The organism is Streptomyces sp. NPDC042201, from assembly GCF_055582185.1.
Genome location: NZ_JBVJDS010000003.1, coordinates 446,843 through 459,577 on the forward strand (window position 1 = coordinate 446,843; position 12,735 = coordinate 459,577).

Annotated in this window: 10 protein-coding genes; 6 read left to right on the forward strand and 4 right to left on the reverse strand. The window is 72.4% G+C overall.

Annotated elements, in window-relative coordinates; genetic code table 11:
* Window positions 1-14: 14 nt before the first annotated feature.
* Complete coding sequence (locus tag ACZ6MZ_RS09425) at window positions 15-1,130, reverse strand: lactonase family protein (RefSeq protein ID WP_469351116.1); 1,116 nt, start codon at window positions 1,128-1,130, stop codon at window positions 15-17.
* 295 nt (window positions 1,131-1,425) lie between these two features.
* Between ACZ6MZ_RS09425 and ACZ6MZ_RS09430 the strand changes: the two genes are divergently transcribed.
* From ACZ6MZ_RS09430 to ACZ6MZ_RS09440, 3 genes are all read left to right on the forward strand, one after another.
* The gene (locus ACZ6MZ_RS09430; RefSeq protein WP_469350793.1) at window positions 1,426-2,694 is read left to right on the forward strand and encodes a VWA domain-containing protein; all 1,269 of its coding nucleotides are present in this window, start codon (window positions 1,426-1,428) and stop codon (window positions 2,692-2,694) included.
* The gene (locus tag ACZ6MZ_RS09435; protein ID WP_469350794.1) at window positions 2,694-3,572 is read left to right on the forward strand and encodes a hypothetical protein; all 879 of its coding nucleotides are present in this window, start codon (window positions 2,694-2,696) and stop codon (window positions 3,570-3,572) included. Before ACZ6MZ_RS09430 ends, ACZ6MZ_RS09435 begins: the two co-directional genes overlap by 1 nt.
* Window positions 3,573-3,728: 156 nt before the next feature.
* Window positions 3,729-4,865 carry a winged helix DNA-binding domain-containing protein gene (locus ACZ6MZ_RS09440; RefSeq protein ID WP_469350796.1) on the forward strand — a complete coding sequence of 379 codons (1,137 nt, stop codon included), beginning with the start codon at window positions 3,729-3,731 and terminating at the stop codon, window positions 4,863-4,865.
* Between the two features lie 19 nt (window positions 4,866-4,884).
* On the opposite strand, the gene lysA is transcribed toward ACZ6MZ_RS09440, so the two are convergent.
* The 3 genes from lysA to ACZ6MZ_RS09455 all read right to left on the reverse strand — a co-directional run bounded on the left by lysA (window position 4,885) and on the right by ACZ6MZ_RS09455 (window position 7,661).
* The gene (gene lysA / locus ACZ6MZ_RS09445) at window positions 4,885-6,216 is read right to left on the reverse strand and encodes a diaminopimelate decarboxylase (protein WP_469350798.1); all 1,332 of its coding nucleotides are present in this window, start codon (window positions 6,214-6,216) and stop codon (window positions 4,885-4,887) included.
* Window positions 6,213-6,590: an SAV_915 family protein gene (locus ACZ6MZ_RS09450; protein WP_384186970.1), complete on the reverse strand. Its 378-nt coding sequence runs from the start codon at window positions 6,588-6,590 to the stop codon at window positions 6,213-6,215. Before ACZ6MZ_RS09450 ends, lysA begins: the two co-directional genes overlap by 4 nt.
* Window positions 6,591-6,824: 234 nt before the next feature.
* A complete protein-coding gene (locus tag ACZ6MZ_RS09455; RefSeq protein ID WP_469350799.1) occupies window positions 6,825-7,661 on the reverse strand; it encodes a response regulator transcription factor in 837 nt (278 codons plus the stop codon).
* A 106-nt stretch (window positions 7,662-7,767) separates the two neighbouring features.
* Here ACZ6MZ_RS09455 and ACZ6MZ_RS09460 point away from each other — a divergent pair, with 106 nt between their 5' ends.
* The 3 genes from ACZ6MZ_RS09460 (at window position 7,768) to ACZ6MZ_RS09470 (ending at window position 12,537) form a co-directional block, all read left to right on the forward strand.
* The gene (locus ACZ6MZ_RS09460) at window positions 7,768-9,465 is read left to right on the forward strand and encodes an AMP-binding protein (RefSeq protein WP_469350801.1); all 1,698 of its coding nucleotides are present in this window, start codon (window positions 7,768-7,770) and stop codon (window positions 9,463-9,465) included.
* Entirely contained in the window at window positions 9,462-11,090 is a 1,629-nt protein-coding gene (locus ACZ6MZ_RS09465) for an AMP-binding protein (RefSeq protein ID WP_469350802.1), read from the forward strand. The genes ACZ6MZ_RS09460 and ACZ6MZ_RS09465 overlap by 4 nt, the downstream gene beginning before the upstream one ends.
* Before the next feature lie 130 nt (window positions 11,091-11,220).
* The gene (locus ACZ6MZ_RS09470; protein ID WP_469350803.1) at window positions 11,221-12,537 is read left to right on the forward strand and encodes a phosphoribosyltransferase family protein; all 1,317 of its coding nucleotides are present in this window, start codon (window positions 11,221-11,223) and stop codon (window positions 12,535-12,537) included.
* Window positions 12,538-12,735 lie beyond the last annotated feature (198 nt).

The following is a 12,735-nucleotide window of genomic DNA, read 5'->3' on the forward strand; positions in this document are numbered from 1 at the left end:
TGTCGCAACACGCCCTAGAGCGGCAGGGTGCAGACCGCCACCGGGGACATGAACGGTGCCCCCGCCGAGCGCAGTTCACCGGTGTCCTGGTCGACATGGAAGACGGTCACCGAGTTCGACCGCTGGTTCGCGGCGAACAGCAGGTTCCCGGCGGGGGAGAGGGCGAGCTGACGGGGGTAGTCGCCGCCGACAGGGACGGTGTCCAGCAGCCGCAACTCCGCGCCGTCCGCCTCGATGGCGTACCGGGCCAGGCTGTTGGGGCCACGGTTGGCCAGATAGGCGAAGGCGCCGTTGCCGGTGACCACCAGCTGGGACGGGAAGCCGCTGCCCGATCCGGTGGATTGCGGCTCCCCGGGCGTGAGTTCGCCTGTCTCGGGGTCGTACGAGCAGACGGTGACGGTGTTGGCCAGCTCGTCGGCCAGATAGGCGAACAGGCCCGACGGGTGGAAGGCGAGATGGCGGGGCCCCGCGCCGGGCGGCAGGGTGGCGTACGAGACCTGGGTGAGCGTGCCGGCCGCCGTGTCGAGGCGGTAGGTGTAGACGGTGTCGTTACCCAGATCGACGGCGACGACATGGCCGCCGTCCGGGGTGGTGACGATCTGGTGGGCGTGCGGGCCGTTCTGGCCGGGGCCGGGCGGCGGAGCGGAGTGCGTGACCAGATCCGTACGCTCACCGAGCGCGCCGGAGGCCCCGATGGGGTGTACGGCCACACTGCCGGAGGTGTAGTTGGCGCTCAGCAGCCACTGGCCGCCCGGGTGCACCGACAGATGGGTGGGCCCGGCCCCGCCCGTGGAGCGGGTGCCCAGGACCGTGGGGCCGCCGTCCCCGGACAGCGAGATCGCCGTGACACCGCCGTCCTGCTGCTCGTTGACGGTGTAGAGCGTGGAGCCGTCGGGGTGCACGGCGAGATACGAGGGGTTGTCGACGCCCGTGAGCGTGCCGGTGCCCGAGATCGCGCCCGTCTCGGAGTCGTACGTCGCGAGGCCGACCCCGGTGCCGCCTCCCGGGGTGGAGGTGTACGTCCCGAGGAACAGCGGCCGGGTCGCGGCGCGCGTGCGGGAGGGCGCGGCCACGGCGCCGGTGGGCGCGGGGACCGCCACGACGGCCGAGGTCGCGGCGAGCACCCCCATGAAGCGGCGGCGGCTCAGGCCGCCCGTGGACGCTCTGGATATTCCGGCTGCCGTGGTTGCTCCGGTCGGTGTGGAGGCCGTTGATCGCGCTGCCGGTTCCGTGTTGCTGCTCATTCCGGTCACCTCGGATGTCGGTGGTGGGGGGTGTGACGCGTGGGGTTCGAGCGACACATACAGTGGCCCCGATCCGCCGACGGCGACAAGAGGACCTCTCCTCCGACACACACCGAGAAGGGAGTTGACGGCACGTCAGTTCCCGTTTGGTTCCGTGCCCGATTCTCACTATCATCCGGCGATGATCATAAGTAGACGGTCGGCAGCCGCCGTGTGCGGACTGGTGGCCACCCTGGCCGTCGGGCTCTTCCCTCCCGCTGCCGCAGCCGACGAACCCACCGGAAAACCGGCCGCGAAGGTCGATCTCGTCCTCGATGTCAGCGGCTCGATGCGGGCCCGCGACATCGACGGCCAGTCCCGGATGGCGGCGGCCAAGCAAGCGTTCAACGAGGTGCTGGACGCGGTGCCTGAGGGGGTGGAGCTGGGCATCCGCACCCTCGGAGCCAACTACCCCGGCAAGGACACCAAGGTCGGCTGCAAGGACACCCGGCAGCTGTACCCGGTCGGCCCGCTGGACCGCACCGAGGCGAAGACCGCCGTCGCCACGCTCGCCCCCACGGGGTGGACACCGATCGGCCCCGCCCTCCTCGGCGCGGCCGAGGACCTCGAAGGCGGTGACGGCACCCGCCGGATCGTCCTCATCACCGACGGCGAGGACACCTGCGCCCCGCTCGACCCCTGCGAGGTCGCGCGCGACATCGCGGCCAAGGGCATCCACCTCGTCATCGACACCCTGGGTCTCGTGCCCGACGCCAAGACCCAGCGACAGCTGACCTGTATCGCCGAGGCCACCGGCGGCACCTACACCTCGGTGCGGCACACCGATGAACTCTCCGGCCGCGTCTCCCAGTTGGTGGACCGGGCCGCGGACCCGGTCGTCACCCCGGTCGCGACCGAAGGCGCCGGGCGCTGCGCCGACGCCCCCCAGCTCCAGCCCGGTCTGTACAGCGACCGCGAGAAGTTCTCCGAGCACCGCTGGTACCGCGTCGACGTCCTGCCCGGGCAGGAACTGCGCGCCTCGGTGAGCGTCGGCGCCGACCGCGCCGTCGACAACGACTACGGCGTACTCCTGCGCGCCGTGACCGTGCACGGCAGGGAAATAGTCCGCGGCTCGGAAGCGGGCGACGGACGCACCGATGTGATCTCGGCCGGCCTGCGCTATCCGAAGCCGCAGCTCGACGACGCCGACGACGTGAAGCCGGCGGCCGAGACGGTCTGTCTCCAGGTCAGCAACGCCTTCTCGGCACCCGACTCCGTGAAGACCACCCCCGGCCTGCCCATCGAGCTGACCGTCGACCTGGTGGACTCGCCCGACGAGCCGTCCGACGTCGCCGCGTTCGGTCTCGGCCGCGGCTGGTGGCTGCTCGGCCTGCTGGTCCTCACCGGCCTCGTCGCCGGACTGCTCTGGGGCTGGATCTCCCGCCTGCGTGTCGTCCGGAGGACCAACTGATGCGTATCACCGGCATGTTCACCGGATCCCTGCTGGCCGGCGTGCTGCTTCTCGGCACGGCGGGCTGCACCATGGCCGACGAGTCCCCGACGCCTTCCTCGGACTCGACGGACTCGACGCCTTCCTCGGACTCTTCGGACTCCTCGGACGGTTCGGACGGCTCCGACAGCGCGACGGGGCCGACCGAGGCGGGCACGTCCTTCCGTACGGCCGCCGCCTTCCGGCCGGGCCAGCGGGCCACGGCCGACGCCTCCACGGGTGACTACCTCTACTGGGTGTTCCCCGCCGACACGGGGCAGCGCCCCACCGTGACCGCCAAGGTCACGCTTCCCGAATCCGCTGCCAGGAAGGGCGCGGCCGCCTGGCAGGTGGATGTCTACGACGGACTGCGCCGCCGCCAGCCGTGCGTGTACGGAGCCCAGACCAGGGCGGTCGCGGCCGACGCGGCCACGGTCGAGCTGCGCTGCACGCTGCGTACGGTCCGGGCCTGGGCCGAGCCGTGGGCCAACGATCCGCTGCCCGGCAGCTACTACGTACGCCTGACGGTCGTCAACGCACAGGAGGCGGACCTCGGTCTGCCGGTGCGGGCGGAGATCGAGGCCGACGCGGCGGACGCGGGCGGAGCCCACGCGGTCGACGGCCAACTGGCCGTTCCGCTGACGCCGGGCCGCACCACCGTCTCCCGGAACGGGGACGGCGGAGGGTCGGCCGACGGGGCCCAGCTGGCCGCGTCCGGCGTCGAGCCGGCGGACGGCTGGTCCTCCGGCTGGTGGTCGGACCGCTGGATCTGGACCGCGGCCGGGGGCGTGCTCGGCGCGCTCGCGGCCATCGCCGGCTACACCCTCGCGCGTCCCTCCCGCCGTCCATCGGGGGTGTGACCCGCGCGCGATGACGCGACCGGCGTGACCTGAGCGGGCGGCGGCCCGGGGAAACCCGGGCCGCCGCTGCCGGAAATGGCGACCGGAGACGGCGACCGGAAATGGCGACCGCAGATGAGGACAGAAGCTGTCCGCAATGCTCGGTAGCGTGCGGACATGGCCTCGAAGACGACGAAGCACCCGGCGACGCACCCCGTGCTCACCACTCGCGCCCTCAACCGGGCCACCCTGGAGCGCCAGCTCCTGCTGCGCCGCTCCGCCCTGTCCGCCAAGGACGCCGTCGCGCATCTCCTCGGACTCCAGGCCCAGAACGTCACACCGCCGTACTTCCAGCTCGTCGCCCGGCTGGCGGGCTTCGTCCCCGAGGAGCTGTCCGGCCTGATGGCCTCCCGCGCGGTCGGCCGGCTGGTCACGATGCGCTCCACCATCCACACGCACACCGCCGACGACTGCCTGACCCTGCGCCCGCTCGTCCAGGCCGCCCGTGAGCGGGAGCTGAGGGCGTTCCGTTCCGGGCTGACCGGCGTGGACCTGGAACGGCTCGCCACCGTCAGTCGGGAACTGGTCGAGGAGCGGCCCCGGCCGCTGAAGGAGCTGCGGGAAGCACTGGTGAACCAGTGGCCCGACGCCGAGCCGTTCGCGCTCACCGTCGCCGCCCGCTGTCTGCTGCCGCTCGTACAGACCACCCCGCGCGGGCTGTGGGGCCGCAGCGGGCAGGTCACGCTGACCACCGCCGAGCACTGGTTCGGCCGGCCCGCGGAGCCCCCGCCCGCGCCGGACGCGACCGTCGCGCGCTATCTCGCGGCCTTCGGCCCGGCCTCCGTCAAGGACATGCAGATGTGGTCGGGGCTCACCCGGCTGGCGGACGCCTTCGAGCGGCTGCGGCCCGGGCTCCTGACCTTCCAGGACGAGAACGGCGTCGAGCTGTTCGATCTGCCGGACGCGCCGCGCCCCGACGAGGACACCCCGGCGCCGCCGCGCTTCCTGCCCGAGTTCGACAATCTGCTGCTGTCGCACGCCGACCGCACCCGGGTCGTTCCGCCCGCCCACCGGGGACGCACGTCGCACGGCAATACGGCGCACCGCACGCTGCTGGTCGACGGGTTCCTGGCCGGGATCTGGCAGCTGGCACAGACGGCCGGCACCGCGACGCTGACCGTCCAGCCGTTCGCCACGCTCACGCGCGAGCAGCGACGGGAGGTGGCCGGGGAGGGGGAGCGGATGCTCACCACCATGACCCCGGCCACCTCGTACGACATCCGGTTCGGCGACCTCGCGGACCTCCCGCGCTGACCGCGCGGGCGCCGGCCGCTCAGAGTCCGACGTCCCGGCCGCGCAGATCCTCGAAGTTCTCCCGCCGGACCAGCAGCCGCGATCTCCCCCCGGAGACCGCCACCACCGGCGGGCGGCCCGTCATGTTGTACCCCGACGCCATCGACACCTGGTACGCCCCGGCGGCCGGCACCGCCAGTATGTCGCCGGGCCGGATGTCCTCGGGCAGCTCCACGGACTCCGCGAGCACATCGCCCGCCTCGCAGTGCCGGCCGACGACCGTCGCCGCCCGCATCGGAGCCGTGGACGCGCGGCCCACCCTGCGGACCGTGTAGCGCGCGCCGTACAGCGCGGGCCTCGGGTTGTCGCTCATCCCGCCGTCGACGGCGACGAAGACCCGGCCGCCGGTGCGCTTCACCGACAGCACCCGGTAGAGCGCGATGCCGGCCGGCGCCACGACCGAGCGGCCCGGCTCCACGGTCAGCCGGGGGACCGGCAGAGCGTGCTCCGCGCAGGCCCGCGCCAGGGCGCCGGTGATCAGCTGTCCGTACACCGCCGGCGCCGGCGCCGGATCACCCGGCAGATACGCCACCGCGAAACCGCCGCCGAGGTCCAGCTCGGGCAGCGTCACGCCGTACCGGTCCCTGATGCGCGCCAGGAAGGCGACGACACGCCGTACGGCTTCGGCGTACGGCTCCGCCTCGGCGATCTGCGAGCCCAGATGGCAGTGCAGGCCGGCCAGTTCGAGCCGGGGCTGACCGAGGATCCGGGCGACGGCCTCCTCCGCGTCGCCGTCCGCGAGGGACAGACCGAACTTCTGCCCCTCCGCTCCGGTACGGATCTTGCGGTGCGCGCCCGCCTCGATCCCGGGCAGTACCCGGACCAGCACCCGCTGGGAGCCGGGCCCCGGCACCTGCGCCGCGAGCCGCGCTATCTCGCAGCCCGAGTCGATGACGATCCGGCCGACACCGAGGCGCAGCGCCGTCCGCAGATCCTGCGGGGACTTGGCGTTGCCGTGCAGCACGATGCGCTCGGGCGGGAAGCCGCGGGTGGCGGCCAGCTCCAGTTCACCGGCGGAGCAGACATCGAGGCCGAGGCCCTCCTCCTCCATCCAGTCGACGACGGCCCGGCACAGGAACGCCTTGGCGGCGTAGACGACCTCGGCCCCGGGCAGCGCCTGCCGCCACGCCCTGGCGCGGGCCCGCACCTCGCCCTCGTCGAGGACGTACGCCGGGGTGCCGTAGCGCTCGGCCAGTTCGGCGAGGGACACCCCGGCCACCGCGATGTCACCGCCCGGCGCGACGACGGCGGACGCGGGCCAGACCGTCGGGATGTCCAACTCGCTGATCCGCAGCCGCGGTTCGGTGGTCATACGGGCATCGCCTCCGGCAGATCCTGGGCGCGGCGCGCACAAGGCTGGCTTGTCGCAGGCCGGGGGCCGACGGCGGGAGCCGACATTTGCGGATCCACCGTGACCAGGGCCGCGCCGAGCGGCTCGGCGAGCGCACGCAGCGCGGGCTCCGCGAGCCTGATCCACCGCTGCTGCTCACCGAGGACGGCGGCGAGCCGCCGGCGGCTGGTGAAGCCGATCGCGGTCCGCGCGCCGAGCGGGGTGCGCGCGAACCGCAGCTGGTGCCCTCCGGCCGAGCAGAGCCGTACGGGTACGTACAGCGGCCCGGCCGCGTGGGGTCGGTCGGGATCGGGGTCCGAACCCTCGTCCGCGTCCTCGGGTGTGAGGCGCTCCATGGTGTCCTCCCAGGGGAGTCGATCGCTGTCTGACTCCTGGAAGCTATGCCCGCCGGGATACGGATCGCCGGGACCATGACGCGGCGTTGATCAGGGGAGGCCGCATTTTGACGCACTTCTGGCGCCGGTCCTGTTCCCCGGCCTGTTCCCCGGCCCTGTTCCCCCGCTCTGTTTCCCGGCCGGGAGATCCCCGGGGTGGGGGATCCGGTGGGGAATTCCCGTGGCGCGGGATCTCTACGGCAGCAGGCCCGCCCGCCGCGCCGCCACCACCGCCTCCAGACGGGTGTGCGCGCCCAGTTTGCGCATCGCCGCGCGCAGATAGCCCTTCACCGTCTCCGGGCGCAGGCCCAGCAGTTCGGCGGCCGTCGCGTTGGTCGAGCCCGCGGCGACGCAGCCCAGGACGTCCAGCTCACGCGGTGCCAGGGTCACCGGCATCCCACGGGGCGGCGCGCCCGCCGAGCCCGTCGCCCCCGCCAGCCGGCCGCAGACGGCGAGCAGTTCGTCGCGCAGGTCCGCGTCGACGATCCGCGGTGCCAGCGCCCGCAGCTCGCTGTGGGCCGCGCGGACCTCCTCCCAGGCCCCCGGGCCCGGCTCGGGATCGCGGGTCACCGAGAGCAGCCGCCGCACCTCGTCCCGTACGACCAGGGCCTGTTCCACGTCCCGCGCCGCCGCGACCGCCGCGTCGAAGGTGCGCTCGCCTATCGGCAGGGCGCTGCGCAGCGCGCCGTACAGCACCCCGCGCACCGTGCGGCGTACGACCACGGGCACCGCGAGCACCGAGCGCAGGCCCTCCGCCGCCACCGCCGCGTCGTACTCATGACTGATCTGCCGCGCCACGCGGTAGTCGGTCACCGCGCACGGCCGCGACAGGGCGATCGACTTGCCGCCCAGACCGTTGCCCGACGAGATCGCGAGGCCGCGCAGCGCGCCCGTCGCCGCGCCGTTCAGCTCGGCGATACGCAGCCGCCCCACCTCGTGCAGCAGCCCGCCGAAGGCCACCGGCAGCCCGGTCGCCGCGCGCAGCCGTTGCAGCGCCGCCCGCATCTCCACCGCCTCGACCGCTTCGGCCATGACCGCTTCCTCCCGTTGTGTCCACCGCCACCCCCGTCCGGGGGTGGTGAGACCCACGTCACTGATTACACGATGGCGGCGAGGGGTCCGGCAATGAGGAGGACATATGACGGCGAGGACGGCACGGACGGAAAGCAGTCCGACCGAGCAGTTCCGGGCGGCCCGGGACTTCCTCCTGGCGCACCGGGAGGACTACGCGACGGCGTACGAGGGCTTCGCCTGGCCGCGTCCCGAGCGCTTCAACTGGGCGCTGGACTGGTTCGACCGGATCGCCGAGGACAATGACCGTATCGCCCTGCACATCGTCGAGGAGGACGGGCGCAGCTCCCGTTTCACCTTCGCCGAGATGTCCGCCCGCTCCAACCGGACCGCGAACTGGCTGCGTGAGCAGGGCGTACGGGCGGAGGACCGGATCGTCGTCATGCTCGGCAACCAGGCCGAGCTGTGGGAGACCGCGCTCGCCGCGATGAAGCTGCGGGCCGTCGTCATCCCCGCGACGCCGCTGCTCGGCCCCGCCGATCTGCGCGACCGTATCGAGCGCGGCCGGGCCGGCCATGTGATCGTCCGCTCCGAGGACACCGCGAAGTTCGCGGAGGTCCCGGGCGACTTCACCCGGATCGCGGTGGGCGGCGGCGCCGACGAGAGCTGGCTGCCGTACGAGGACGTATACGACCGGCCGGACACCTTCGAGCCCGACGGCGTCACCCATGCGGACGATCCGCTGATGCTCTACTTCACCTCCGGCACGACCGACCGTCCCAAGCTGGTCGAGCACACCCATGTCTCGTATCCGGTCGGCCATCTGGCGACGATGTACTGGATCGGGCTCAAGCCGGGCGATGTCCATCTGAACATCGCCTCACCCGGCTGGGCCAAGCACGCCTGGTCGAATCTCTTCGCCCCCTGGAACGCCGAGGCGACCGTCTTCATCCACAACTACACCCGCTTCGACCCGGCCAGGCTGATGGCGGAGATGGACCGCGCCGGGGTCACCAGCTTCTGCGCCCCGCCCACCGTGTGGCGGATGCTGATCCAGGCCGATCTGTCGCAGCTGCGCACCCGCCCGCGTGAGGCGGTCGCGGCGGGCGAACCGCTCAACCCCGAGGTGATCGAGACGGTCCGCCGCGAGTGGGGTGTACTGATCAGGGACGGCTTCGGCCAGACCGAGACCGCCGTCCAGGTCGCCAATTCGCCGGGTCAGCCGGTCAAGGCCGGGTCCATGGGCCGGCCGACCCCCGGCTTCAAGGTGGAGCTGCTCGACCCGGTCACCGGGGCTCCGGGCGTGGACGAGGGCGAGATCTCCCTCGATCTCGCCGTCCATCCTGCCGGGGTGATGACCGGCTACCACGGCGACCCGGAGCGGACCGCAGAGGCGATGGCCGGCGGCTACTACCGGACCGGCGACATCGGCTCGCGCGACGCCGACGGCTACATCACCTACATCGGCCGGTCCGACGATGTCTTCAAGGCCTCCGACTACAAGATCTCGCCGTTCGAGCTGGAGAGCGCGCTGCTGGAGCACGAGGCGGTGGCGGAGGCGGCGGTCGTCCCCGCGCCCGATCCGCTGCGGCTGGCCGTACCCAAGGCGTATGTCGTCCTCAGCGAGGGCTGGGAGCCGGGCCCCGACACGGCGAAGGTGCTCTTCGCCCACTCGCGCGCGGTCCTCGCCCCATACAAGCGCATCCGCCGCCTGGAGTTCGCCGAGCTGCCCAAGACCGTGTCCGGGAAGATCCGCCGGATCGAGCTGCGCGAGCGGACCGCCGAGGGCTCGGCCGCCGAGTACGACGAGGGGGATCTGCGATGACGGTTCAGGCCACCGCGCCCTCGTACACGCACGGCACGGGCGCGACCGCGCTGCTCGGTGACACGATCGGCGCCAATCTCGGCCGGGCGACAGCCGCCTTCCCCGACCGGGAGGCGCTGGTCGACGTACCGTCAGGACGGCGCTGGACATACCGGGAGTTCGGCGCGGCCGTCGACGAGTTGGCGCGGGCGCTGCTCGGGCGCGGGGTCGCGAAGGGCGACCGGGTCGGGATATGGGCCGTCAACTGCCCCGAGTGGGTCCTCGTGCAGTACGCCACGGCCCGCGTCGGCGCCGTCATGGTGAATATCAACCCGGCCTACCGGGCCCACGAGTTGGAGTTCGTCCTCAACCAGTCGGGGATCTCCGTGCTGGCCGCCTCCCTCGCCCACCGGAGCAGCGACTACCGCGCCCTGGTCGAGCAGGTGCGCGGCCGCTGCCCCGGACTGCGCGCCGTCCACTACATCGGAGACGCGAGCTGGGACGAACTGCTGTCCGCCGCAGAGGGAGTGACGGTCGATCAGCTGACGGCGCGTGAGGCCACGCTGTCCTGCGACGACCCGATCAATATCCAGTACACCTCGGGTACCACCGGCTTCCCCAAGGGCGCCACCCTCTCCCACCACAACATCCTCAACAACGGCTACTTCGTGGGGGAGACGGTCGGCTACACCGAGCAGGACCGGGTCTGTCTGCCCGTTCCGTTCTACCACTGCTTCGGCATGGTCATGGGAAACATCGGTGCCACCTCGCACGGCGCGTGCATCGTCATACCGGCGCCCTCCTTCGAGGCCGGGGCGACGCTGCACGCGGTCCAGCAGGAGCGCTGCACCTCGCTGTACGGCGTCCCGACGATGTTCATCGCCGAGCTGAACCTCGCCGGATTCGCGTCGTACGACCTCTCCTCGCTGCGCACCGGCATCATGGCGGGCTCGCCCTGCCCGGTCGAGGTGATGAAACGGGTCGTCGCCGAGATGAACATGGCCGAGGTGTCGATCTGTTACGGCATGACCGAGACCTCCCCGGTCTCCACCCAGACCCGCCGCGACGACGACCTCGAACGCCGCACGGGCACCGTCGGCCGGGCCCTGCCGCACATCGAGGTCAAGGTGATCGACCCGGTGACCGGGGTGACGCTGCCGCGCGGGGAGACGGGCGAGCTGTGCACCCGCGGCTACAGCGTGATGCTCGGCTACTGGGACGAACCGGAGCGGACGGCCGAGGTCATCGACGCGGGCCGCTGGATGCACACCGGCGATCTCGCGGTGATCAGGGCGGACGGCTACGCCCAGATCGTCGGCCGTATCAAGGACATGATCATCAGAGGCGGTGAGAACGTCTATCCACGGGAGATCGAGGAGTTCCTCCACGGTCACCCGAAGGTCGCGGACGTACAGGTGGTGGGCGTCCCCGACGAGACGTACGGCGAAGAGATCCTGGCCTGTGTCGTCCCGCGTGACCCGGCGCAGCCGCCGTCGCTGGACGACCTCGTGGCGTACTGCCGGGAGCGGCTGGCCCACTACAAGATCCCGCGCAGGATGGAGATCGTGGACGCCTTTCCGATGACGGTCAGCGGGAAGGTCAGGAAGATCGAGCTGCGGGAGCGGTTCTCCGGCCGGGTGTATTGACCGGATCAGGCCGCAGGCGAGGGGCGAATAGTAACGGTATGAGCCTCCTGGTCCCTTCCGTCCCGGCTGTTTCCGGAGTTGCATGGGAGGGGGGCGACGCGGCCTCGCCGCCGCGGGAGAGGACGCGGCCATGCTCTTCGCCGATCGTACGGACGCCGGAAAACAACTCGCCGAACAGCTGGAACAGCTGCGTCTCGACGCTCCTGTGGTGCTGGGGCTGCCGCGCGGCGGGATCCCGGTGGCGTACGAGGCCGCCAGGGCCCTGGCGGCGCCGCTGGACGTCATCACCGTACGGAAGCTGGGCGTGCCGGTCCGCCCCGAGCTGGGTTTCGGCGCGATCGGTGAGGACGGGGTGCTCATCCTGAACGACGAGGTGGTCCGGGCCGCCCGGCTCGGACCACGCGACTGCGCGGCGGTGGAGCAGGCCGAGCGGAGGGCGCTGCGGGCGAGCCTTCGCCGCTACCGGGGCGAGCGCCCCCCGGCCGGGCTCGCCGGCCGGACGGCCGTGATCGTCGACGACGGCGTCGCCACCGGATCCACCGCGTCGGCCGCCTGCCGGGTGGCGCGGGCCCGTGGAGCGGCCCGCGTGGTGCTGGCCGTGCCGGTGGCCTCGCCCAGGGCCCTGGAGTGGCTGCGCGGCGAGGCCGACGACGTGGTGTGCCTGTACGCGCCGGCGGGCTTCGGCTCGGTCGGCCAGTGGTACGTGGACTTCGCCCAGACGACGGACGACGAGGTCGCCGGACTGCTCGCCCGTGGCGCCTCTGCCGGGTCCTCCACGGGCCGGGCCGCCGAGGAGCACCGGCCCGTGGAATCGGATGTGGTGGTCGGCGCCGGCCGCACCCGGCTGCCCGGGAACCTGAACCTGCCGGAGGGTGCCCGGGGTGTCGTGGTCTTCGCGCACGGCAGCGGAAGCAGCCGGCACAGCCCGCGCAACCGTGCCGTGGCCACGGCCCTGAACCGGGCGGGGCTGGGAACCCTGCTGTTCGACCTCCTCACTCCCGAGGAGGCCCGCGACCGCGCCAATGTCTTCGACATCCCGCTGCTTGCCCGCCGGCTCACGCTGGCGACCGGGTGGCTGCGTGACGAACTCACCGGTCCTGTCTGCTACTTCGGCGCCAGTACCGGCGCCGCAGCGGCTCTCACCTCCGCGGCCGAGCCGGACGCGGACATCGCGGCGGTGGTCTCCCGCGGCGGCCGCCCCGACCTCGCGGCGGACCGGCTCACCGCGGTACGCGCGCCCACCCTGCTCGTCGTGGGCGGCGCCGACGCCCAGGTGCTCCGCCTCAACGAGCAGGCGGCCGACCTGATGCGCTGCGAGCACCAGGTCGCCGTGGTGCCGGGGGCCACCCACCTCTTCGAGGAACCGGGCGCCCTCGAGGCCGTGGCGGACCTCTCCCAGGACTGGTTCACCCGGCATCTGTCGCCGGCGGCGCGCTCGGTGCGCTGAACCTGCCTTGGCGGGCCTGCCTCGTTGAGCTGCCTCGTTGAGCTGCCTTGTTGAGCCTGCCTTGGGGAGGGCCTCGGGCCGTGCCCCGGCGCTCCCTTGACGCCGCACCGGGGCGCCCTTAGATTGCTTCCGTATAGCAGAACTAAACTTCCGTATTACGGAATCGACTCTCAGGTGGCGCGACAGAGCCCGAATCCG